This is a genomic window from Thiobacillus sp., from assembly GCF_013693775.1.
Classification (GTDB): domain Bacteria; phylum Pseudomonadota; class Gammaproteobacteria; order Burkholderiales; family Thiobacillaceae; genus Thiobacillus.
This window is the reverse complement of the sequence record NZ_CP059257.1, coordinates 1,825,239-1,849,038: the sequence shown is the minus strand read 5'-3', so window position 1 is coordinate 1,849,038 and position 23,800 is coordinate 1,825,239. Positions and strand designations below refer to the sequence as shown.

Sequence of the window (23,800 nt, the reverse complement as noted above, 5' to 3'; positions counted from 1 at the left end):
CCTTGCATACAGGCGGGCCTCGAACGCTTAGAATCGTGACAAGCAATCGATCAACAAGGCATAACATGGCATTCCTCAAGACTTTTCCTCTCTACGCAATGCTGGCGCTCGTGACCGCGTGCAGCCAGCTTGGCGTCAAGTCGCCGCCGCCTGTCGCGGTGGAATCCCAGCCCCAGCCGCCTGCCGAAGCGGTGGCTGAGCCTGCAGTCGACCCGGCGGCGGAGGCTGCGGCCAAGGCGCAAGCCGCATTGCCCAAGCAGCCACTTACGCCGGACATCCTGTTCAAGTTCCTGGTGGCGGAAGTGGCCGGACAGCGTGGCCAGATCGGCGTCGCCCAGTCGACTTATCTCAATCTCGCGCGGGAGACGCACGATCCCCGTATCGCCCGCCGGGCCGCCGAGGTTTCGATGTTCGCCCGCAACCCGGCCGGCGCGCTGGAGGCCACGCGGCTGTGGATGGCGGCCGAACCGGATTCGGAGCCTGCCCAGCAGACGATGGCGGTGCTGCTGCTGAATGAGGGTAAATTCGACGAGGCCGAGCCCATTCTGCGGGTCCTGCTGAAGAAGGATCCTGCGAATGGCTTTCTGCATCTGACCTCCGTGATGGGGAAAACGCGTGGCTCGCCGGCCAGTCTGGAACTGGTCGAAGGGCTGGCCGAGGACTATCCGACCTTGCCGGAAGCGCGTTTTGCAGTGGCCCAAGCCGCGGCCAGCGTCGGACGTAACGAGGCGGCGGTCGCCGCCTTGCAGAAGGCCGATGACCTGCGTCCTGGCTGGGAGCCAGCCGCTTTGCTGCGGGCCCAGATACTCGACCAGACATCGCATGCCGACGCGCTCGCGTTCATGCGGACATTTCTGGCTGCACATGCCGATGCCCGCGAGGTTCGGCTGGCTTACGCGCGCGTCCTTGTCAGCGCCAACCATTTCGACGAGGCGCGTGCCGAATTCACCCGGCTGACCCGGGATTTTCCGCGCAATGCCGAAGTGAGTTTCGCTGCGGGCCTGTTGTCCCTGCAAATGGGCGATGCCAAGACAGCCCACGATTTCCTGGCGAAAACCCTGGAATACAACCCGCGCGATCCGAACGCCGTGTACTACTACCTGGGACAGGCGGCCGAACAGATGAAACAGCCGGAAGCGGCCGGTGCCTACTACGCTGGGGTCAAGGCCGGCAATTATCTGGTTCCGGCGCGTGCGCGTCAGGCCGTGCTGCTGGTCGGGGCCGGCCGGCCGGAGGAGGCAATCGCCCTGTTGAAAGCCACCCAGGGCGAGAACGATGCGCAGAATGTGCGGCTGATTCAGGCCCAGGCCGAAGTGTTGCGCGGCAGCAAGCAGTACGCGGCGATCTATGAGGTGCTGTCGGAGGGACTCAAGCGTTACCCCGACTCGGCAGATCTGCTGTACGACCATGCCATGGCGGCCGAGAAACTCGACAAGCTCGATGTGCTGGAGGCGGATTTGCGCCGCGTGATCGTGCTGCGTCCCATGGATGCACAAGCCTATAACGCGCTGGGCTACACGCTGGCTGACCGCACCAAGCGTCTTTCCGAAGCCCTCACCCTTCTCGACAAGGCATTGACCTTGTCGCCGGACGATCCTTTCATCCTCGATAGCGTGGGCTGGGCACAGTACCGTTCAGGCAACCTGGCGCGCGCGCAGGAATATCTCGAACGTGCCTTCAAGGCGCGCCCCGACCCCGAAATCGCCGCTCACCTGGGCGAAGTCCTGTGGGCGCGCGGCCAGCGTGACGAAGCGGGCAAGCTATGGCAAAGCAGCCTGCAAAGCCACCCGCAAAACGAATTGTTGCTGGAAACGCTACGCCGTCTCAAGCCTTGATGCGCGCCGCCTCTACAACAGCGCTCCTGGCGCTGCTACTGGGCGGTTGTGCATCGGCTCCCNCCGTGCCTCCGGTCGTCGAGATGCCAGCCCAGTCTGCCAACTGGACCCTGCAGGGCCGCATCGGCGTGCAGGGCGACGAGCAGAATCTGTCGGGCCAGATCCACTGGCAGCATCGGGCAGACCGGGACGAGTTGCTGATGACGTCGCCCCTGGGGCAGGGGGTGGCGCGCATCGTGCGCGACGGCGACGGCGTGACGCTCGAAATCCCCAATCAGCCTACGCGACACGCCCGCGATGCCGACACCTTGACGCGCGAGGCGCTCGGTTATGTGTTGCCGGTCACGGGGCTGACCTGGTGGGTGCAGGCGCGCCCGGCCCCGGACAGCGCCTTCGAGGCCACGCGCGATGCCTCGGGCCGTCTTGCGCAACTCAAGCAGGATGGCTGGACGATCGATTATCTCCAATATGTCGCCGATGCGTCTGCGCGTCCGCGCAAACTGGTAGTGAAGCGAGAAGGCCTGGAAATCCGGCTGGTAGCTGACAGTTGGCAAAGCGAATGAGCAGCCACGCCTATCCCGCCCCAGCCAAACTGAATCTGTTCCTGCATGTCGTCGGCCGGCGTGCCGATGGCTACCACCTGCTGCAGAGCGTGTTTCGGCTGATCAACCACGGCGACACCGTACATCTCGAATTGCGCGATGATGACCGGATCGTGCGTGAAGGTGATCTTCCCGGTGTGTCCGAGGACGATGACCTGACCGTTCGTGCGGCGCGCCTATTGCAGGCCTACGCACCTGCCGGAGTGGGTGTGAGCATCCGGCTGGATAAAAATCTGCCGCTTGGCGGCGGCCTGGGCGGCGGCAGTTCGGACGCCGCCACGGTCCTGCTGGCGCTCAATCGTCTGTGGCAGGTCGATCTGCCGCGCAAGACGCTCCAGGAGCTGGCGTTGCGACTGGGGGCCGACGTGCCCGTGTTCGTGTTCGGGCAGACCGCATTTGCCGAAGGTGTCGGCGAAATCCTGCATGCGGTGAGCGCCCNNCCGGCCTGGTATGTGGTGCTGATGCCGCCGGTGCAGGTGCCGACCGCAGCAATTTTTGCCGTGCCGGAATTGACACGCAACACGCCACCCCTCAAAATAGCGCCCTTTTCCGCAGGCATGGGTCGTAACGACCTGCAGTCCGTGGTGGTCAGTCGATACCCCGAAGTCGCGCGTCATCTCGAATGGCTGGCGAATTTCGGCGAGGCGCGAATGACCGGTTCGGGGGCCTGCGTGTTTGCATCGTTCGGGACGGAAGAAGCGGCGCGCGGCGTGTTGCGCCGGCTACCCGAAACGATGCAGGGTTTTGTGGCGCAGGGGCTCGACCGGCATCCGCTGTACGAGTACTGCGACTGAGCAGCACCCGATTTTTATTGGGGAGTCGCCAAGTGGTAAGGCATCGGATTTTGATTCCGACATTCGTAGGTTCGATCCCTACCTCCCCAGCCAGTTAAGCGAACAGCCGCCGGTGGCGGCTGTTTTTGTTGTTGTGTCGGACCAGCCAAATCGCCGGAGACTCGTGTGTCCATAGACAACCTGATGGTGTTCAGCGGAAATGCCAACCCACGTCTTGCCAGCGACGTGGTGCGCCACTTGAACATTCATCTCGGCCGTGCCACGGTGTCGCGGTTTTCCGATGGCGAGGTGATGGTCGAGATCCTGGAGAACGTGCGCGGCAAGGACGTGTTCGTGCTGCAGTCGACCTGCCAGCCGACCAACGACACCCTGATGGAAGTCATGGTGATGGTCGATGCGCTGAAACGCGCCTCGGCCGCCCGCATCACCGCGGCGATCCCGTATTACGGCTATGCGCGCCAGGACCGGCGCACCCGTTCGGCCCGGGTGGCGATCACCGCCAAGGTGGTGGCCAACATGCTGCAGGGCGTGGGAATCGACCGCTTGCTGACGATGGATCTGCATTCGGACCAGATCCAGGGGTTTTTCGATATTCCGGTCGACAACATCTATTCCAGTCCAATCCTGCTGGGCGATATCTGGAAGCGTAACCACCCGAACCTGATGGTGGTATCGCCTGATGTAGGCGGGGTGGTGCGGGCACGGGCGATTGCCAAGCGGCTGGAATGCGACCTGGCGATCATCGACAAGCGCCGTCCCAAGCCAAACGTGGCGAAGGTGATGCACATCATCGGCGACGTCAAGGATCGGACATGCATCATCATGGATGACATGGTCGATACGGCCAATACGCTGTGCGAAGCGGCCAATGCGCTGAAGGAGCATGGTGCCAAGAAGGTGATGGCATATTGCACGCATGCCGTACTCTCGGGGAGCGCCGCCGAGCGCGTGACGAATTCCGCGATCGACGAGCTGGTGGTGACCGATACCATCCCGTTGCGAGATGATGCGCGCGCATGCAAGAAAATCCGGCAGTTGTCGGTGGCTGAACTGCTGGCGGAAACCATCCGCCGCATCAGCAACGAAGATTCCGTCAGTTCGCTCTTCATCGAATAGCGGGCTGGGAATGCCCCTGGTCGCGGGGTTTTGCGCATGCATTGACCATTTTCGGCAATGCATCATTGGGTAGGTAAATTGGAGAAATACTATGGAAATCGAAGTCATCGCCGCCAAGCGTGAATTGCAAGGTACGGGTGCGAGCCGCCGTCTGCGTCACGCGGGCAAAGTCCCCGGCATCGTCTACGGCGGCACGGCAGCCCCGGTGCAGATCGAGCTGGATCACAACGCGCTGTACCACGCGCTGCGCAAGGAGGCTTTTCACGCCTCCGTGCTGACGCTGAATGTCGACGGCGCCAAGGAGTCGGTGCTGCTGCGTGATACGCAATGGCACCCTTACCGGCAGCAAGTGCTGCACGTCGACTTCCAGCGTGTCGACAAGACGCACAAAATACACGTCAAGGTTCCGCTGCACTTCCTGAATGCGGATACTGCCCCTGGTGTTAAAACCGGTGGTGGCAAGGTCAGCCATGTGGTGACCGAAATCGACGTGACCTGTCTGCCGGGTAACCTGCCCGAGTTCATTGCTGTGGACATGGGGGCGCTGGAGATCGGCCATTCCATTCATGCGAATGACCTCGTATTGCCCGAGGGTGTGGAACTTGTTGCACATGTGCAGCACGAGAATCCCGCAGTGGCGACGATCACGTTGCCCAAGGGTATGAAGTCTGACGAATCCGCACCTGAGACGCCGGCTGCACCCGCAGCTTGAGTCTTGACGCAACCCGGCTGCGGTTGCGTTGTGAGTCGTCATGATGGCCCCCGCCTGATTGTCGGCCTCGGTAACCCGGGGCGTGACTACGAAGAAACCCGGCACAATGCCGGGTTTTGGTTTGCGCGCGTCTCGCGCGGGCGTGGGGCATTCCATTGGCACATGAATCGCGTTTTCACGGCATTGTCGGGCGCAGTGCGGGAAACATCTGGATGTTGTTGCCGCAGACCTTCATGAACCGCTCCGGTCAGGCGGTCGGCGCGTTGGCGCGTTTTCATCGTATTGAGCCGGGCGAGATTCTGGTGGTGCATGACGAGCTCGACATTCCACCCGGCCAGTTGCGCCTCAAGTTCGGCGGCGGCATGGGCGGGCACAATGGTCTCAAGGACATCACCTCGCATCTGGGCACGCAGGACTACTGGCGGCTGCGCATCGGGATCGGTCATCCGGGCGACCGCAACGAAGTCGTGAACTATGTCCTCAAGCAACCACGGCGCGAGGAGCAGGCGGAGATCGACGCGGCCATCGATCGTGCACTCGATCTGGTGCCGTTGATCGAGAAAGGCGAGTGGAATATGGCCACCCAGCGCGCCAACACCAATCCGTCCGTAAAAACCGCCTCAGTCAAACCTAAACTGGAAAACCCATGAGTCTCAAATGCGGCATCGTTGGCTTGCCCAACGTCGGAAAATCCACCCTGTTCAATGCGCTGACCCAGGCGGGTATTGCGGCGGAGAATTACCCCTTCTGCACCATCGAGCCGAATACCGGTATCGTTGAAGTACCGGATCCGCGTCTGGCGCAACTGGCCGACATCATCCAACCGCAAAAGGTGGTGCCGGCAATCGTCGAATTCGTCGATATCGCTGGCCTGGTGGCCGGCGCCTCGAAAGGCGAGGGTCTGGGCAACCAGTTTCTCGCCAACATCCGTGAAACGGATGCGATCTGCCACGTTGTGCGCTGTTTTCACAACGAAAACGTGATTCACGTCGCAGGTAAGGTCGATCCGCTGTCAGATATCGAGACTATTGCGACCGAATTGGCGCTTGCTGATCTGGCGAGTGCCGAGAAGGCATTGATACGGTATGAAAAGGCGGCGCGCGGGGGCGACAAGGAGGCGAAAATCATCACGGAGGCCTTGAAGCCGGTGCTTGCCGCACTGAACGAGGGGCGTCCCGCACGTGCCGCCGGCCTCGACGCGGAAGGGCTGGAAGCGATCAAGCCGCTATGTCTGATGACGGTCAAGCCCGCGCTGTATGTTGCCAACGTCAGCGAGGACGGCTTCCATGACAACCCCATGCTCGACGCGCTGAAGGCCTTTGCCGAAAAGGAGGGCGCCCCGGTCGTTCCGGTATGTGCGTCGCTGGAAGCCGAGCTTCAGGAGTTGTCGCCGGAAGATCGACTGGAGTATCTGAAGGAACTCGGCTGGGACGAACCCGGGCTCAACCGCCTGATCCGTGCCGCCTACGATCTGCTCGGCCTGCAGACCTATTTCACCGCGGGGGTGAAGGAGGTGCGGGCTTGGACCATCCACAAGGGCGATACCGCGCCGCAGGCGGCGGGCGTCATCCACACCGATTTCGAGCGTGGCTTCATCCGCGCGCAAACCATCGCGTTCGAGGATTTCATTGCCTGCAAGGGCGAGCAGGGGGCGAAGGAGGCCGGCAAGATGCGTGCGGAAGGCAAGGAATATGTCGTCAAGGATGGCGATGTCATGAATTTCCTGTTCAATGTGTGAGCTGGACGGGTTTTTGCGGTGAAGGTGTTTGACAGCGTCTCGGGAACCCCCTATAATCTCGCGCTTCGTTTGGGTGGGGTTCCCGAGCGGTCAAAGGGATCAGACTGTAAATCTGACGGCTCTGCCTTCGAAGGTTCGAATCCTTCCCCCACCACCAGTTTTTGCAGGCCGAGCAGGGCGAAGCGGGTGTAGCTCAATGGTAGAGCTGAAGCCTTCCAAGCTTAAGACGAGGGTTCGATTCCCTTCACCCGCTCCAGTTTTTGTGTGGGCTTATTTGGTAGTAAGTCCGAAGCCCATGTAGCTCAGTGGCAGAGCACTCCCTTGGTAAGGGAGAGGTCGGCAGTTCAATCCTGCCCATGGGCACCAGGTTTTGGGTGGTCGCCGTTTGAGGCGGCGCGCCTGTATTTGATAAAGCGGTAGTCGGGATGTTGGTTGTGATGCGCCGCATCGTTCTTGTGCAAATTTGAGGGGTACTTGGAAATGGCTAAGGAAAAATTCGAGCGGACGAAACCGCACGTAAACGTTGGCACCATTGGACACGTTGACCACGGCAAGACCACCTTGACCGCGGCGATCACCACCATTCTGTCGAAGAAATTTGGCGGGGCTGCCAAGAAGTATGATGAGATTGATTCCTCGCCCGAAGAGAAAGCGCGCGGCATCACCATCAACACCGCCCACGTCGAATACGAGACGGCCAAGCGCCACTACGCCCACGTCGACTGCCCGGGTCACGCCGACTACGTCAAGAACATGATTACTGGTGCTGCCCAGATGGACGGCGCCATTCTCGTCGTATCCTCCGCCGACGGCCCCATGCCCCAGACCCGCGAGCACATCCTGCTGGCCCGTCAGGTTGGCGTGCCCTACATCATCGTCTACATGAACAAGGCCGACATGGTCGACGACGCCGAACTGCTCGAGCTCGTCGAAATGGAAATCCGTGAACTCCTGTCCAAGTACGACTTCCCGGGCGACGACACCCCCATCATCGTGGGCTCCGCCCTGAAAGCCCTCGAAGGCGACCAGAGCGACATCGGCGAGCCCAGCATCATGAAACTGGCCGACGCCCTCGACAACTACATTCCCGAGCCCGAGCGCGCCATCGACAAGCCCTTCCTGATGCCCGTTGAAGACGTCTTCTCCATCTCCGGTCGCGGCACCGTTGTCACCGGTCGTGTCGAGCGCGGCGTCATCAAGGTTGGCGAAGAAATCGAGATCGTCGGCATCGTCCCCACCGTCAAGACCACCTGCACCGGCGTCGAAATGTTCCGCAAGCTGCTCGACCAGGGCCAGGCGGGCGACAACGTCGGCGTCCTGCTGCGTGGCACCAAGCGTGAAGAAGTCCAGCGTGGCCAGGTTCTGGCCAAGCCCGGCTCCATCAAGCCGCACACCAAGTTCTCGGCCGAGATCTACGTGCTGTCGAAGGACGAAGGGNGTCGTCACACCCCGTTCTTCAACGGCTACCGTCCGCAGTTCTATTTCCGTACCACCGACGTCACGGGCAGCATCGAGCTGCCGGCTGGCACCGAGATGGTGATGCCTGGCGACAACGTCAGCATCAAAGTCTCGCTGATTCAGCCGATCGCCATGGACGAAGGTCTGCGTTTCGCCATCCGCGAAGGCGGTCGTACCGTCGGTGCGGGTGTCGTGGCCAAGATCGAAGAGTAAGCCGGTTTGACCGGAAGGATGGGGTCGGGCCGTATGCCTGCCCCCGGCCTTGAGTAATACAGGCCAATAGCTCAATTGGTAGAGCGTCGGTCTCCAAAACCGAAGGTTGGGGGTTCGAGACCCTCTTGGCCTGCCACAGGATAAGCCGTAAGGCGCACAGCATTCATGGCTGACAAAATCAAGCTGCTGGTAGCGGTATTGCTGGTCATCGCAGGGGTGGCCGGCTNNTTTATTTTTGCGGATGCGCCAACCGTGGTGCGTGTCCTGTCGGTGATCGGCGGCGTCGTGCTGGCGGGCGTGGTGGCGGGGTTGTCGGCCCCGGGCAAGCGCTTTTACCGGTTTGCGCTGGACTCGCGCGATGAGGCCAAGAAGGTTGTCTGGCCGACGCGCAAGGAGACTGTCCAGATGACGGGCGTGGTCATGGCTTTTGTGGTCGTGATGGCATTGTTCCTGTGGGCGGTAGATGGAATTTTGTTGTGGCTGGTCAAGCTGGCCATGGGACAGGGAGTTGAGTATGCGTTGGTACGTGGTTCATNNGCCTACTCCGGCTTCGAGAAAAGCGTTGCGCGCAACCTGGTTGAGCGCATCGAGCGTGCTGGCATGAAGGATCGTTTCGGCGAAATCCTGGTGCCGGTGGAGGAAGTGGTGGAAATGAAGGCGGGGCAGAAAAAGACTGCCGAGCGCAAATTCTTTCCCGGCTATGTCCTGGTTCAGATGGAGATGGACGACGATACCTGGCACCTGGTGAAGAGTACGCCCAAGGTCACCGGTTTCGTCGGCGGAACGGCGACCAAGCCGGCGCCCATCTCCGAAAAGGAAGTACAGGCTATTCTCGACCAGATGCGCGAGGGTGTGGAGAAGCCCAAGCCCAAGGTGCTGTTCGAGGTGGGCGAGGTGGTGCGGGTCATCGATGGTCCGTTCACCGACTTCAATGGCAATGTGGAAGAAGTGAATTACGACAAGAGCAAGCTGCGCGTGTCGGTCATGATTTTTGGTCGGGCGACGCCTGTGGAACTGGGCTTCGGTCAGGTCGAGAAAAGCTAGTCCAGGCGAAAGTAAAGTCTGGCTGGGTGAGGTCGCTTCGGCATCAGCCTGGAAGCGGCATCAAATAGGAAGGTAGGTCCGGGCAACCGGCGAGGAGCGCGAGTAGGGCAACCCCAAAGCGCGTTGGTACTCATTTATTAGGAGCCATCATGGCAAAGAAGATTGTCGGCTACATCAAGCTGCNAAGTGCCGGCGGGTAAAGCCAACCCGTCGCCCNCCATTGGTCCTGCGCTCGGTCAGCGCGGCCTGAACATCATGGAATTCTGCAAGGCGTTCAACGCCAAGACCCAGGGCATGGAGCCCGGTCTGCCGATTCCGGTCGTGATCACTGCGTTCGCGGACAAGAGCTTCACCTTCATCATGAAGACGCCGCCCGCGACCGTGCTGATCAAGAAGGCGATCAAGCTCGACAAGGGCAGCGCCAAACCGCATCTTGACAAGGTGGGCACGATCACCCGCGCCCAACTCGAAGAGATCGCCAAGACCAAGGAACCCGACCTGACTGCGGCCGACATGGACGCGGCGGTACGCACCATTGCCGGTACGGCCCGTTCCATGGGCATCATCGTGGAGGGAGTCTGAGATGGCTAATACATCCAAGCGCCTGCGTGCGCTCAAAGAGAAAATTGACCGCAACCGCAATTACCCGGTGACGGACGCCTTGCAGCTGGTCAAGGAAACGGCTACGGCCAAATTCGACGAATCGATCGATATCGCCGTGAACCTTGGCGTCGATGCGCGTAAATCCGACCAGATGGTGCGCGGCGCCGTGGTTTTGCCGAAGGGTATCGGCAAGACCATTCGCGTGGCAGTGTTCGCCCAGGGCGATAACGTGCAAAAAGCGAAAGATGCTGGTGCGGATATCGTCGGCTTCGACGATCTGGCGGCGGAGATCAAGGCCGGCAAGATGGATTTCGACGTGGTCATCGCCACGCCAGACGCCATGCGCGTGGTCGGCCAGCTCGGCCAGATTCTGGGTCCGCGCGGCCTGATGCCGAACCCGAAAGTCGGCACCGTGTCGCCTGACGTGGTCGGCGCAGTGAAAAATGCCAAGGCCGGTCAGGTGCAATACCGTACCGACAAGGGTGGCATCGTGCATTGCACCATTGGCCGTGCTTCGTTCAGCGTCGAGGATCTGAAGGAAAACCTGGCGGCCTTGCTGGACGCATTGCAGCGGGCCAAGCCGGCCAGCTCCAAGNGGGTCTACTTCAAGCGCCTGTCGGTGTCGAGCACCATGGGCGTGGGCGTGCGCGTCGACCAGGCCAGCGTCAGCGCATAAATTTATTTGAGGGCACGCCGGAAGGTGTGCCCCAGTCTGAACTTTGGGCCGTCAGCCAGATGTTTGGCTGACGGGTTGTCAAAGACCGTAGGCATCCGCAAGGATTTAATTGCCGGTGACTGACAAGTGGGCGATGAGTTACATCCTCTGTTTGCGGGTACCGGGCCCTACGCAGATGGCGTTCCCCAGCAGGATTTTCCTGTCAAGGCCGCCAGCCGGAGCGCCCCGTGGGCACAAGCGGGTAACGCTCCGTAACTGAGAAGGAGGTAAGACCTTGAGTCTGAATCTTGAAGAAAAGAAAGCCGTCGTTGCCGAGGTTGCTGCGCAGGTTGCGGCTGCCCAGACGGTTGTTGTTGCCGAATACCGTGGCATCACGGTGGAGCACATGACCCAGCTGCGTGCGCAAGCGCGCAAGGAAGGGNTCTATCTGCGCGTGTTGAAAAACACGCTGGTACGCCGCGCGATTGTGGATACGCCGTTTGCAGGCATTGCCGACCAGCTGGTCGGCCCGCTTGCCTATGGCATTTCCAAGGATCCGGTGGCTGCCGCCAAAGTGATGCACGAGTTTGCCAAGACCAACGACAAGTTCGTCGTCAAGGCCGGTGCCATGCCCAACTTCATCATGTCCGCCAAGGATGTGGGGAATCTGGCCAGCATGCCCAGCCGCGAAGAACTGCTGTCCAAGCTCTTGGGCACCATGCAGGCCCCGATCGCGCAATTCGTTCGTACGCTCAACGAAGTGCCGACCAAGTTCGTTCGCGGGCTGGCTGCGGTGCGCGACAAGCAGGCTGCCTGAGCAGCCTGCCGACATCCGCATATAAACGACATTGATTTTTAATCTGAAGCATAATTGACAGGAGTAATACAAATGGCTGTTGCAAAAGCTGACATTCTGGATGCCATCGCTGGCATGACCGTGCTTGAGCTGTCCGAGCTCATCAAGGAAATGGAAGAGAAATTCGGCGTTTCCGCCGCTGCCGCTGCGGTTGCCGTGGCTGCCCCGCTGCCGGTGGCGCTGCTGGTGCTGCTACTGAAGAGCAGACCGAGTTCACCGTGATGCTGACCTCCGCTGGCGAAAAGAAAGTGGAAGTCATCAAAGTGGTGCGTGCCGCTACCGGCCTGGGCCTGAAGGAAGCCAAAGACCTGGTCGATGGCGCACCCAAGGCCGTGAAGGAAGGCGTATCCAAGGCCGATGCCGACGCGCTGAAGAAGCAGTTGGAAGAAGCTGGCGCAGGCGTCGAAGTCAAATAAGTACGGTCCCCAGGGCGGCGCGCGCAAGCGTGCCGCCGTTTCCGGAGACGCATTTATTTCGCCACATTCATATTGCGGTGGTGTGTTGCGGGAAACCCGCGGCAGACGCAAGCAGCAAATACCCGGAACCCGGAATCGGCTTCCGGGTCATTTGCTTTGCGTGTGCCCTACAAAGCGCCGGCGCGTAACCCGCGTGCCCGCCCGCCCCTGATCGTCAAGGAGACCCCATGGCTTATACCTTTACCGAGAAANAACGTCTGCGCAAGAGCTTTGCCAGCCGGACCAACACCCTTCCGGTGCCGTTTCTTCTGGCGACCCAGCTTGAATCCTATCGTGCCTTCCTGCAAGAGGGCCGTTCGCGCGACGAGCGCCTGAACGAAGGCCTGCAGGCCGCGTTCACCTCGATTTTTCCGATCGTCAGCCACAGCGGCAACGCCCGTCTGGAATACGTCAGCTACCTGCTGGGCGAGCCGGTGTTCGACATCAAGGAATGTCAGCAGCGTGGTCTGACCTTTNGTGCGCCGCTGCGTGCCAAAGTGCGCCTGGTCATCATGGATAAGGAGGCATCCAAGCCGACCATCAAGGAGGTCAAGGAGCAGGAAGTCTACATGGGCGAAATCCCGCTCATGACGCCGACCGGCTCCTTCGTCATCAACGGTACCGAGCGTGTGATCGTGTCGCAGCTGCACCGTTCGCCCGGCGTGTTCTTCGAACACGACCGCGGCAAGACCCACAGCTCGGGCAAGCTGCTGTTCTCGGCGCGCGTGATTCCCTACCGCGGTTCCTGGCTGGATTTCGAATTCGACGCTAAGGACATCCTGTTCTTCCGCGTCGACCGTCGTCGCAAGATGCCGGTCACCATCCTGCTGAAGGCGCTCGGCTATACGCCGGAGAGCATCCTTGATGCCTTCTTCAGCAAGGACACGTTCTACATCAACACCCAGGGCATCCAGTTTGAACTGGTGCCGGAGCGCCTGCGCGGCGAGTTGGCGCGTTTCGACATCTGCGGCAAGGATGACCACGTGATCGTCGCCAAGGACAAGCGCATCACCGCCAAGCACATTCGCGAGCTTGACGCCGCCGGCGTCAAGAAATGGGCGGTTCCGGTCGAATTCGTGGTGGGCCGTGTGCTGTCGCACGATGTGGTCGACAAGAATACTGGCGAGTTGGTGGCGCGCGCCAACGACGAGATCACGGAAGACCTGCTGACGAAGCTGGCCGAAGCGGGCGTCGACAAGTTCAATACGCTCTACACCAATGACCTCGATCACGGTGCCTTCATTTCGCAGACCCTGCGCACTGACGATACCACCGACGAATACGCCGCCAAGGTGGCGATCTATCGCATGATGCGTCCGGGCGAACCGCCCACGGAAGATGCAGTGAATGCCTTGTTCGTCAATTTGTTCTTCAGCGAAGAGCGTTATGACCTCTCGGCCGTCGGCCGCATGAAGTTCAACCGCCGCATCGGTCGTGACGAGCTGACCGGCTCGGGCACGCTATCGACCGAGGACATCGTCGCGGTGATCAAGATCCTGGTCGAGCTGCGCAACGGCCGCGGTGAAATCGACGATATCGATCACCTCGGCAACCGTCGCGTGCGTTCTGTCGGCGAACTGGCGGAGAACCAGTTCCGCGCTGGCCTGGTGCGGGTCGAGCGCGCTGTGCGCGAGCGCCTCTCGCAGGCCGAGTCCGACAACCTGATGCCGCATGACCTGATCAACGCCAAACCAGTGTCGGCGGCGATCAAGGAATTCTTCGGGTCGTCACAGCTGTCGCAGTTCATGGACCAGACCAATCCGCTGTCCGAGATCACCCACAAGCGCCGCGTTTCCGCGCTGGGCCCCGGTGGCCTGACCCGCGAACGTGCCGGCTTCGAGGTGCGCGACGTGCACCCGACCCACTATGGCCGCGTCTGCCCGATCGAAACGCCGGAAGGTCCGAACATCGGCTTGATCAACTCGCTGGCCTTGTTCGCCCGCACCAACTGGTATGGCTTCATCGAGACGCCTTATCGCAAGGTCGTCAACCACAAGGTGACCGACGAGATCGAATACCTGTCGGCGATCGAGGAAAGCAAATACGTCATCGCACAGGCCAATGCTGATCTCGATGCCAAGAGCAAATTCAAGGACGACTTGGTCTCGTGCCGCTACAAGAACGAATTCACGCTGTCGACGCCCGACAAGATTGAATACATGGACGTCGCGCCGGCGCAGATCGTGTCGGTGGCCGCGTCGCTGATTCCGTTCCTCGAGCACGATGACGCCAACCGCGCGCTGATGGGCTCCAACATGCAGCGCCAGGCCGTGCCCTGTCTGCGTCCGGAAAAGCCTTTCGTCGGCACCGGGATCGAACGCACGGCTGCGGTCGATTCCGGCACGGTGGTGACTGCGCATCGTGGCGGTATCGTCGACTATATCGACGCCAGCCGTATCGTGATCCGTGTGCATGACGAGGAAGCACGCGCCGGTGAAGTCGGCGTCGACATCTATTCACTGATCAAGTACACGCGTTCCAACCAGAACACCAACATCAACCAGCGTCCGCTGGTGAAGGTGGGTGACGTCATCGCCCGCGGCGACGTCATTGCCGACGGCGCATCGACCGACATGGGCGAACTGGCGCTCGGACAGAACATGCTGGTCGCGTTCATGCCATGGAACGGCTACAACTTCGAAGACTCGATCCTGATCAACGAGAAAGTCGTCGCCGAAGACCGCTACACCTCGATCCATATCGAGGAACTGTCGGTGGTCGCGCGCGATACCAAGCTCGGGCCCGAGGAGATCACCCGCGACATCTCCAACCTGGCCGAGCGCCAACTGGGGCGTCTGGATGACTCCGGCATCATCGCCATCGGCGCCGAAGTCGAAGCCGGCGACGTGCTGGTCGGCAAGGTCACGCCCAAGGGCGAAACCCAGTTGACGCCGGAAGAAAAGCTGCTGCGCGCCATTTTCGGCGAGAAGGCATCCGACGTGAAGGACACGTCGCTGAAGGTGCCGTCCGGCATGTCGGGCGTGGTGATCGACGTACAGGTCTTCACCCGCGAAGGCATCGAGCGCGACAAGCGCGCGCAGTCGATCATCGACACCCAACTCGCCGAATACAAGAAGGACCTGACCGACCGCATGCGCATCGTCGAGGACGATACCTTCGCGCGTCTGGAAAAACTGCTGCACCTGAAAGTCGCCAACGGCGGGCCGAAGAAACTGGCCAAGGGCAGCAAGATCACCAAGGACTACCTGGAATCGGTGAATCGCCACGACTGGTTCGACATCCGTCTGGCCGACGACGAGGCCAGCCGTCAGGTCGAGTCGCTGAAGGACAGTCTCACGCAGAAGCGCATCGAATTCGATGCGATGTTTGAANAGAAGAAGAAAAAGCTCACCGCCGGTGACGAGTTGCCGCCTGGCGTGCAGAAGATGGTCAAGGTCTACCTGGCAGTCAAGCGCCGTCTGCAGCCCGGCGACAAGATGGCCGGCCGCCACGGCAACAAGGGCGTGGTATCGAAGATCGTGCCGGTCGAGGACATGCCTTTCATGGCGGATGGCCGCCCGGTCGATATCGTGTTGAACCCGCTTGGCGTGCCGTCGCGGATGAACGTCGGTCAGATCCTGGAGACCCACCTCGGCTGGGCCTCCAAGGGCCTGGGCGAGAAGATCGGCCAGATGCTGGCGGCCCAGACCAAGACGTTGGTGAAGGACCTGCGCCACTTCCTCAAGGAAATCTACAACCAGTCGGGCAAGTCGGAAGACATCGACGGCTTCACCGACGAGGAAGTGATCGAGCTGGGACGCAACCTGCAAAAGGGCGTGCCGTTTGCCTCGCCAGTGTTCGACGGCGCCTCGGAAGAGGAAATCCGTCGCATGCTGACGCTGGCCGGCCTGCCCGAAGGTGGTCAGGTCACGCTGTACGATGGCCGTACCGGCGAAGCTTTCGATCGTCAGGTCACGGTGGGTTACAAGCACGTGCTGAAGCTGCACCACCTGGTCGACGACAAGATGCACGCGCGTTCCACCGGCCCGTACTCGCTCGTCACCCAGCAACCGCTGGGCGGCAAGGCGCAGTTCGGCGGCCAGCGCTTCGGCGAAATGGAAGTGTGGGCACTGGAGGCGTATGGCGCATCCTATGTGCTGCAGGAAATGCTGACCGTGAAGTCCGACGACGTGAACGGCCGTACCAAGGTGTACGAGAACATCGTCAAGGGCGATCACAAGATCGAGGCGGGCATGCCGGAATCCTTCAACGTGCTGGTGAAGGAAATCCGCTCGCTCGGCATCGACATCGATCTGGAACGTTATTAATTTAGGGGTGAGGACACAGCCATGAAAGCATTGTTAGATCTTTTCAAGCAGGCCACCCACGAGGAAGAGTTCGACGCCATCAAGATCGGCCTGGCGTCGCCGGAGAAAATCCGCTCCTGGTCCTACGGCGAAGTGAAGAAGCCGGAGACCATCAACTACCGTACCTTCAAGCCGGAGCGCGATGGCCTGTTCTGCGCCAAGATCTTCGGTCCGGTGAAGGACTACGAGTGCCTGTGTGGCAAGTACAAGCGCCTCAAGCATCGCGGCGTGATCTGCGAAAAGTGCGGCGTCGAAGTCACGCTGTCCAAGGTGCGCCGCGAGCGCATGGGCCACATCGAACTGGCTTCGCCCGTCGCCCACATCTGGTTCCTGAAGTCGCTGCCCAGCCGTCTCGGCATGGTGCTCGACATGACGCTACGCGACATCGAGCGCGTGCTCTACTTCGAGGGCTTTGTCGTGGTCGAGCCCGGCATGACGCCGCTCAATCGTGGCCAGCTGCTGACCGAGGAAGACTACCTCGCCAAGCTGGAAGAATACGGCGATGAGTTCAAGGCGCTGATGGGTGCGGAAGGCGTGCGCGAGCTGCTGCGCTCGCTCGACCTGCATACCGAAGTGGAGACCCTGCACGCGGAAATAAGCAAAACCGGTTCCGACACCAAGCTGAAGAAGCTGTCCAAGCGCCTGAAGATTCTCGAAGGTTTCCAGAAGTCCGGCATCAAGCCCGAATGGATGATCCTCGAAGTGCTGCCGGTGCTGCCGCCCGAACTGCGTCCGCTGGTGCCGCTGGATGGCGGCCGCTTCGCCACGTCCGACCTCAACGACCTGTATCGCCGCGTCATCAACCGTAACAACCGCTTGAAGCGGCTGCTGGAACTGAAGGCGCCGGAAATCATCGTGCGCAACGAAAAGCGCATGCTGCAGGAAGCGGTTGATTCGCTGCTCGACAACGGCCGTCGCGGCAAGGCGATGACCGGTGCCAACAAGCGCCCGTTGAAGTCGCTGGCCGACATGATCAAGGGCAAGAGCGGTCGTTTCCGCCAGAACCTGCTGGGCAAGCGTGTCGACTACTCGGGCCGTTCGGTCATCGTGGTGGGCCCGACGCTCAAGCTGCACCAGTGCGGCCTGCCGAAGAAAATGGCGCTCGAGCTGTTCAAGCCCTTCATTTTCAACCGCCTCGAAGTGCTGGGGCTGGCGACCACGATTAAGGCCGCCAAGAAGATGGTGGAAGACGAAGAGCCGATCGTGTGGGACTTGCTGGAAGAGGTCATCCGCGAGCATCCGGTGATGCTGAACCGCGCACCGACGCTGCATCGCCTGGGCATCCAGGCGTTTGAGCCGGTGCTGATCGAAGGCAAGGCGATCCAACTGCATCCGCTGGTGTGCGCGGCATTCAACGCCGACTTCGACGGCGACCAGATGGCCGTCCACGTGCCGCTCTCGCTGGAGGCGCAGGCCGAAGCGCGCACCCTGATGCTGGCGTCGAACAACGTGCTGTCGCCCGCCAACGGCGAGCCCATCATCGTGCCGTCGCAGGACATCGTGCTCGGCCTGTATTACATGACGCGTGAAATGGTCAACGCCAAGGGCGAAGGCATGATGTTTGCCGACGTCACCGAGGCGCGCCGTGCCTACGACAACCGTGAGGCAGCGCTGCATGCACGCGTCACGGTGCGTATCAAGGAAGTGACGCTTGACGAGAACAAAAATCGCGTCGAGACCATCAAGCGGGTGGAAACCACGCTCGGCCGTGCGCTGCTGTCGGAAATTCTGCCGCCGGGGCTGCCGTTCAGCTTCGTCGACAAGGCGCTGAAGAAGAAGGAAATCTCCAAGCTGATCAACGCCAGCTTCCGCCGCTGCGGCCTGCGCGAGACGGTGATCTTCGCCGACAAGCTGATGTACACCGGCTTCACCTTCGCGACCCGCGCAGGGATGTCGATCGCCATCAAGGACATGCTGATTCCGAACGAGAAGGGACAGATCCTGGGCGCGGCCGAAGCCGAGGTCAAAGAGATCGAATCGCAGTACACCTCGGGTTTGGTGACGCAGGGCGAGCGCTATAACAAAGTGGTCGACATCTGGGGCCGTGCCGGCGACGCCGTGGCCAAGGCCATGATGGCGCAGCTGGGAAGCGAGAAAGTCGCCGATCGCAATGGCAAGGACGTCACCCAGGAATCGTTCAACGCGATTTACATGATGGCTGACTCGGGCGCGCGGGGCTCCGCTGCGCAGATTCGCCAGCTGGCCGGCATGCGCGGCCTGATGGCGAAGCCGGACGGTTCCATCATCGAAACCCCGATCACGGCGAACTTCCGTGAAGGCCTGAACATGCTTCAGTACTTCATCTCGACTCACGGCGCGCGTAAGGGTCTGGCCGATACCGCACTGAAAACCGCGAACTCGGGCTACCTGACGCGTCGCCTGGTCGACGTGACGCAGGATCTGGTGGTGGTCGAGGACGATTGCGGTACCAAGAACGGCCTGGTCGTGAAGGCGCTGGTCGAGGGCGGTGAAGTGGTTGAAGCGCTGCGCGAACGGNTTCTCGGCCGGGTGGCTGCCAGCGACATCATCCATCCCGAGACCCAGGAAACCGTGTTCGAAGCCGGTACCCTGCTGGTGGAAGACGTGGTCGACACCATCGAATCGCTGGGCATCGACGAGGTCAAGGTGCGTACGCCGCTGACCTGCGAGACCCGCTATGGCCTGTGTGCCNAGTGCTACGGCCGCGACCTGGGGCGCGGCTATCTGGTCAATGCTGGCGAGGCGGTCGGTGTGATTGCCGCCCAGTCGATCGGCGAACCGGGCACCCAGCTCACCATGCGGACCTTCCACATCGGTGGCGCGGCGTCGCGTGCTGCCGCTGCCAGCCAGTTGGAAGCGAAGTCCAACGGTTCGGTACAGTACACCGCCACCATGCGCTACGTGACCAACGCGCGTAAGGAACTGGTTGCGATCTCGCGCAGCGGTGAGATCATTATTGCCGACGACAGCGGCCGCGAGCGCGAGCGCCACAAGGTACCGTACGGGGCCACGCTGATGGTGACCGACGGTGCCAAGATCAAGGCAGGCGCCGTACTGGCCACCTGGGATCCGCACACCCGCCCGATCATCACCGAATATGCCGGCCGGATTCGCTTCGAGAACATCGAAGAGGGCGTCACCGTGGCCAAGCAGCTCGACGACGTCACCGGCCTCTCCACGCTGGTGGTGATCGATCCCAAGCGCAAGGCCAGCGGTGCAGGCAGGGCCNTGCGCCCGCAGGTCAAGCTGCTGGACGAAACCGGCAACGAGATCAAGATCGCGGGAACCGACACCNCTAGTCAACATCACCTTCCAGNNATCGGCTCCATCATCACGGTGAAGGACGGCCAGGATGTGGCGGTGGGTGACGTGCTCGCGCGTATCCCGCAGGAAACCTCGAAGACACGCGACATTACCGGCGGCCTGCCGCGCGTGGCCGAGCTGTTCGAGGCACGTTCGCCGAAAGATGCCGGCGTGCTGGCGGAAGTCACCGGCACCGTCTCCTTCGGCAAGGACACCAAGGGCAAGCAGCGCTTGGTCATCACCGATATGGACGGCGTGGCGCACGAGTACCTGATCACGAAAGAGAAGCATGTGACCGCACACGACGGCCAGATCGTCCAGAAGGGCGAAATGATCGTCGACGGCCCGGTTGACCCGCACGACATCCTGCGCCTGCAGGGCGTGGAAGCGCTGGCCCGCTACATCACCGACGAGGTGCAGGACGTCTACCGTCTTCAGGGTGTGAAGATCAACGACAAGCATATCGAGGTCATCGTGCGTCAGATGCTGCGCCGCGTCACTGTGGTGGATCCGGGCGCGACCGGACTTATCCCTGGGGAGCAGATCGAGCGTTCGGAAGTGCTGCAGATCAACGACGAGATGGTCGCGGCAGGCAAAGAACCTGCCACCTACGATCCGATCCTGCTCGGTATCACCAAGGCGTCGTTGTCGACTGATTCCTTCATTTCGGCGGCCTCCTTCCAGGAAACCACGCGCGTGCTGACCGAAGCGGCCATCATGGGCAAGAAGGACGAGCTGCGCGGCCTGAAGGAAAACGTGATTGTCGGTCGTCTGATCCCGGCAGGCAGCGGTCTGGCCTACCACAATACCCGTCGCCGCCAGGCAGCCGGGGAGGACTTGGGCGCTGCGCACCTGATCGAAGGCGGTGAAACCAGTGCCGACCAGAATCAGGAAGTGGCTTGACAGGGAGAGGGCTCTCCCTAGAATCACGCGTCTTTTTCCGGCCATACGTGCGCCGGGAAGCGCAGGACTGTAGCCCGGGACGGCGCCGCGTTCAAAAATGCGGTTGGCGCCGTCCCGCTTGTTTTACAAACGATACGCTCACCTTAATTTTTCGGAATTTTTGACATGCCAACGATTAACCAGCTGATCCGCAAGCCGCGCCAGGCGCCGGTGGAANAGAGCAAGGTTCCGGCCTTGAAGGCCTGCCCGCAACGCCGCGGCGTGTGCACCCGCGTGTACACCACGACGCCCAAGAAACCGAACTCCGCCTTGCGTAAGGTGTGCAAGGTCAAGCTCACCAGCGGCTTCGAGGTCATCAGCTACATCGGTGGTGAAGGCCATAACCTGCAGGAGCACTCGGTTGTGCTGGTGCGCGGCGGCCGCGTCAAGGATTTGCCGGGTGTGCGTTACCACACGGTGCGCGGCAGCCTGGATACGGCTGGCNGTGAAGGATCGCAAGCAGTCGCGCTCGAAGTATGGCGCCAAACGCCCCAAGAAGGCGTGATTGAACTTGGTGTCCCCCAAAAGCCTAATTGGCCAGCAAGCTTAACTAGATAGAGAGACAGGAAAATGCCCCGTCGTCGCGAAGTCCCCAAGCGTGAAATCCTGCCTGATCCGAAATTCGGTAATCAGGAAGTTTCGAAATTCATGAACGTCGTCATGTCCAGCGGCAAGAAGTCGGTCGCCGAGCGCATTGTCTATGGCGCCTTCGAGCAGATCACCAGCAAGTCCGGCAAGGATCCGCTGGAAGTGTTCAGCACGGCGCTGAATAATGCTCGTCCGCTGGTCGAGGTGAAGAGTCGTCGCGTCGGCGGCGCCAACTACCAAGTCCCGGTCGAGGTGCGCTCGAGCCGCCGTACCGCGCTGGCCATGCGCTGGCTGAAGGATGCGGCGCGCAAGCGTGGCGAAAAGTCCATGGGCGCCCGTCTGGCGGGCGAGTTGCTGGATGCGGCCGAGGGTCGTGGCGGCGCAGTGAAGAAGCGCGAAGAAGTGCACCGTATGGCTGAGGCCAACAAGGCCTTCTCGCATTTCCGCTTCTAAACCCAACGTATTGATTGGCAGGTAACTAAAGTGGCACGCACGACTCCCATTGAGCGCTATCGCAATATCGGCATTTCGGCCCATATTGACGCCGGCAAGACCACCACCACCGAGCGCATCCTGTTCTACACGGGCGTGTCGCACAAAATCGGCGAAGTCCATGACGGCGCGGCCACCATGGACTGGATGGAGCAGGAGCAGGAGCGTGGCATCACCATTACCTCTGCTGCGACGACCTGCTTCTGGAAGGGGATGGATGGCAAATTCCCCGAGCATCGCATCAACATCATCGACACCCCGGGGCACGTCGACTTCACGATCGAGGTCGAGCGCTCCATGCGCGTGCTGGACGGCGCGTGCATGGTCTACTGTGCGGTGGGTGGTGTGCAGCCGCAGTCCGAAACCGTGTGGCGCCAGGCCAACAAGTACGGCGTGCCGCGTCTGGCCTTCGTCAACAAGATGGATCGTTCCGGCGCCGACTTCTTCAAGGTCTATGAGCAGATGCGCTCGCGCCTGAAGGCCAACCCGGTTCCGGTGCAAGTGCCGATCGGGGCGGAAGACAAGTTCGAGGGCGTGGTTGACCTGATCAAGATGAAGGCGGTCTATTGGGATGAGGCCAGCCAGGGCATGAAATTTGACCTGCGCGACATCCCGGCCGATCTGGTTGAGGTCAGCAAGAAATGGCGCGAGACCATGGTCGAGGCGGCTGCGGAGTCGTCCGAAGAGTTGATGAACAAGTACCTCGAAGAGGGTGATCTCTCCGAGGCTGACATCCTTGCGGGTTTGCGTGCGCGCACCATTGCCAGCGAAATCGTGCCGATGATGTGCGGTACCGCGTTCAAGAACAAAGGCGTTCAAGCCATGCTCGACAAGGTGGTCGAGTTGATGCCTGCGCCAACCGATATTCCGCCTGTCAAGGGTGAACTCGACAACGGTGAGCAGGGTGAGCGTCGTGCGGCGGACGACGAAAAATTCTCGGCGCTGGCATTCAAGGTCGCGACCGATCCCTATGTTGGCCAGTTGATTTTCTTCCGCGTCTATTCCGGTGTGGTGAATTCCGGCGACACGATTTACAACCCGGTCAAGGGCCGCAAGGAGCGGATCGGCCGTATCCTGCAGATGCACGCCAACCAGCGCGAAGAAATCAAGGAAGTGCGCGCGGGCGACATCGCGGCGGCGGTGGGTTTGAAGGATGTGACCACGGGCGATACGCTGTGTGATGTGGCCAGCCCGATCACGCTGGAGCGCATGGAGTTCCCCGAGCCGGTGATTCACGTTGCGGTTGAGCCGAAAACCAAGGCCGACCAGGAANAAATGGGTATCGCGCTGGGTCGTCTGGCGCAGGAAGACCCGTCGTTCCGCGTGCGCACGGATGAAGAATCCGGCCAGACCATCATTTCGGGCATGGGCGAACTCCACCTCGAAATTCTGGTGGATCGCATGAAGCGCGAGTTCGGCGTCGAGGCCAACGTTGGCGCGCCGCAGGTGGCCTACCGTGAGGCGATCCGCAAGGAAGTCGAGCAGGAAGGCAAGCATGCCAAGCAGTCGGGTGGTAAGGGTCAGTACGGTCACGTCTGGATCAAGATGGGGCCGAACGAGGCTGGCAAGGGCTTTGAATTCATTGATGCCATCAAGGGCGGTACGGTCCCGCGCGAATTCATCCCTGCGGTCGAGAAGGGCCTGAGAGAAGCGCTGAACAACGGCGTGCTGGCCGGCTTCCCGGTGGTGGATGTCAAGGTCACGCTGTTCGACGGCTCCTACCATGACGTCGATTCGTCTGAGCTGGCGTTCAAGCTGGCAGCGATTCTGGCTTTCAGGNACGGGATGCGCAAGGCGAGCCCGGTCCTGCTGGAGCCGATGATGGCAGTCGAAGTAGAGACGCCTGAAGACTACATGGGCGACGTCATGGGTGACCTGAACCGTCGCCGTGGCATCATCCAGGGCATGGAAGATGCCGCCGGGGTCAAGCTGGTGAAGGCCGAGGTGCCGCTGGCCGAGATGTTCGGCTACTCCACTGATCTGCGTTCGATGTCGCAAGGTCGTGCGACCTACTCGATGGAGTTCAAGCACTACTCCGAGGCGCCGAAGAGCGTCGCGGAAGCGATCATTGCCAAGAAATNNAATTTTGATCTTATAGGGTATTGAAA

13 protein-coding genes, 5 tRNA genes and 6 pseudogenes are annotated in these 23,800 nt (G+C 61.1%); all 24 read left to right on the top strand.

The features are described from left to right. Positions 1-65 precede the first annotated feature (65 nt). The 24 genes and pseudogenes from HZY77_RS09185 (at position 66) to fusA (ending at position 23,798) form a co-directional block, all read left to right on the top strand. Positions 66-1,835, top strand: coding sequence for a tetratricopeptide repeat protein (locus HZY77_RS09185; protein ID WP_296813995.1), 1,770 nt, complete (start codon positions 66-68; stop codon positions 1,833-1,835). Between the two features lie 83 nt (positions 1,836-1,918). Next, on the top strand, positions 1,919-2,398 hold the full coding sequence (lolB, locus tag HZY77_RS09180; RefSeq protein WP_296636527.1) for a lipoprotein insertase outer membrane protein LolB: 480 nt from the start codon (positions 1,919-1,921) through the stop codon (positions 2,396-2,398). Further along, positions 2,395-3,231 (top strand): 4-(cytidine 5'-diphospho)-2-C-methyl-D-erythritol kinase, encoded by an 837-nt coding sequence (ispE, locus tag HZY77_RS09175; protein ID WP_296813993.1) that lies wholly within the window; start codon positions 2,395-2,397, stop codon positions 3,229-3,231. The genes lolB and ispE overlap by 4 nt, the downstream gene beginning before the upstream one ends. A gap of 18 nt (positions 3,232-3,249) precedes the next feature. After that, positions 3,250-3,324: transfer RNA gene (locus tag HZY77_RS09170), tRNA-Gln, on the top strand. A 72-nt stretch (positions 3,325-3,396) separates the two neighbouring features. After that, positions 3,397-4,347 carry a ribose-phosphate pyrophosphokinase gene (locus HZY77_RS09165; RefSeq protein ID WP_026240893.1) on the top strand — a complete coding sequence of 317 codons (951 nt, stop codon included), beginning with the start codon at positions 3,397-3,399 and terminating at the stop codon, positions 4,345-4,347. 91 nt (positions 4,348-4,438) lie between these two features. Beyond that, positions 4,439-5,059, top strand: a complete 621-nt coding sequence (locus tag HZY77_RS09160) for a 50S ribosomal protein L25/general stress protein Ctc (protein ID WP_296660498.1) — start codon at positions 4,439-4,441, stop codon at positions 5,057-5,059. Between the two features lie 30 nt (positions 5,060-5,089). Further along, positions 5,090-5,709 (top strand): annotated as a pseudogene (gene pth, locus HZY77_RS09155) (aminoacyl-tRNA hydrolase). Continuing rightward, on the top strand, positions 5,706-6,797 hold the full coding sequence (gene ychF, locus HZY77_RS09150; RefSeq protein WP_296813991.1) for a redox-regulated ATPase YchF: 1,092 nt from the start codon (positions 5,706-5,708) through the stop codon (positions 6,795-6,797). Before pth ends, ychF begins: the two are co-directional and overlap by 4 nt. 72 nt (positions 6,798-6,869) lie before the next feature. Then, positions 6,870-6,954 (top strand) — tRNA-Tyr (locus HZY77_RS09145). A 25-nt stretch (positions 6,955-6,979) separates the two neighbouring features. Beyond that, a tRNA-Gly gene (locus HZY77_RS09140) sits at positions 6,980-7,053 on the top strand. 35 nt (positions 7,054-7,088) lie between these two features. After that, positions 7,089-7,163 (top strand) — tRNA-Thr (locus tag HZY77_RS09135). A gap of 114 nt (positions 7,164-7,277) precedes the next feature. Continuing rightward, positions 7,278-8,468, top strand: coding sequence for an elongation factor Tu (tuf, locus tag HZY77_RS09130; RefSeq protein WP_296813982.1), 1,191 nt, complete (start codon positions 7,278-7,280; stop codon positions 8,466-8,468). A 60-nt stretch (positions 8,469-8,528) separates the two neighbouring features. Then, positions 8,529-8,604, top strand: a tRNA-Trp gene (locus tag HZY77_RS09125). A gap of 29 nt (positions 8,605-8,633) precedes the next feature. Continuing rightward, positions 8,634-8,975: pseudogene (gene secE / locus HZY77_RS09120) on the top strand (preprotein translocase subunit SecE); the annotation flags it as partial. A gap of 1 nt (position 8,976) precedes the next feature. Further along, positions 8,977-9,512: pseudogene (nusG, locus tag HZY77_RS09115) on the top strand (transcription termination/antitermination protein NusG). A 149-nt stretch (positions 9,513-9,661) separates the two neighbouring features. After that, positions 9,662-10,094: pseudogene (rplK, locus tag HZY77_RS09110) on the top strand (50S ribosomal protein L11). Position 10,095: 1 nt separating this feature from the next. After that, positions 10,096-10,791, top strand: a complete 696-nt coding sequence (gene rplA / locus HZY77_RS09105) for a 50S ribosomal protein L1 (RefSeq protein WP_296813990.1) — start codon at positions 10,096-10,098, stop codon at positions 10,789-10,791. A 274-nt stretch (positions 10,792-11,065) separates the two neighbouring features. After that, complete coding sequence (gene rplJ / locus HZY77_RS09100; protein ID WP_296813989.1) at positions 11,066-11,587, top strand: 50S ribosomal protein L10; 522 nt, start codon at positions 11,066-11,068, stop codon at positions 11,585-11,587. A 72-nt stretch (positions 11,588-11,659) separates the two neighbouring features. After that, a pseudogene (gene rplL / locus HZY77_RS09095) lies at positions 11,660-12,042 on the top strand (50S ribosomal protein L7/L12). 227 nt (positions 12,043-12,269) lie between these two features. Then, positions 12,270-16,349: a DNA-directed RNA polymerase subunit beta gene (rpoB, locus tag HZY77_RS09090; protein WP_296813987.1), complete on the top strand. Its 4,080-nt coding sequence runs from the start codon at positions 12,270-12,272 to the stop codon at positions 16,347-16,349. A 21-nt stretch (positions 16,350-16,370) separates the two neighbouring features. Continuing rightward, on the top strand, positions 16,371-20,573 hold the full coding sequence (gene rpoC / locus HZY77_RS09085) for a DNA-directed RNA polymerase subunit beta' (RefSeq protein WP_296813986.1): 4,203 nt from the start codon (positions 16,371-16,373) through the stop codon (positions 20,571-20,573). Between the two features lie 165 nt (positions 20,574-20,738). After that, positions 20,739-21,117 (top strand): annotated as a pseudogene (rpsL, locus tag HZY77_RS09080) (30S ribosomal protein S12). A 65-nt stretch (positions 21,118-21,182) separates the two neighbouring features. Then, the gene (rpsG, locus tag HZY77_RS09075; protein WP_018507896.1) at positions 21,183-21,653 is read left to right on the top strand and encodes a 30S ribosomal protein S7; all 471 of its coding nucleotides are present in this window, start codon (positions 21,183-21,185) and stop codon (positions 21,651-21,653) included. Between the two features lie 30 nt (positions 21,654-21,683). Next, entirely contained in the window at positions 21,684-23,798 is a 2,115-nt protein-coding gene (gene fusA / locus HZY77_RS09070; RefSeq protein WP_296813984.1) for an elongation factor G, read from the top strand. Positions 23,799-23,800 lie beyond the last annotated feature (2 nt).

Excerpts from the sequence above, each read along its gene's own strand:
- HZY77_RS09185 (WP_296813995.1), top strand. The coding sequence starts at position 66 with ATGGCATTCCTCAAGACTTTTCCTCTCTACGCAATGCTGGCGCTCGTG.
- HZY77_RS09160 (WP_296660498.1), top strand. The coding sequence starts at position 4,439 with ATGGAAATCGAAGTCATCGCCGCCAAGCGTGAATTGCAAGGTACGGGT.
- lolB (WP_296636527.1), top strand. The coding sequence starts at position 1,919 with ATGCCAGCCCAGTCTGCCAACTGGACCCTGCAGGGCCGCATCGGCGTG.
- ychF (WP_296813991.1), top strand. The coding sequence starts at position 5,706 with ATGAGTCTCAAATGCGGCATCGTTGGCTTGCCCAACGTCGGAAAATCC.
- rpsG (WP_018507896.1), top strand. The coding sequence starts at position 21,183 with ATGCCCCGTCGTCGCGAAGTCCCCAAGCGTGAAATCCTGCCTGATCCG.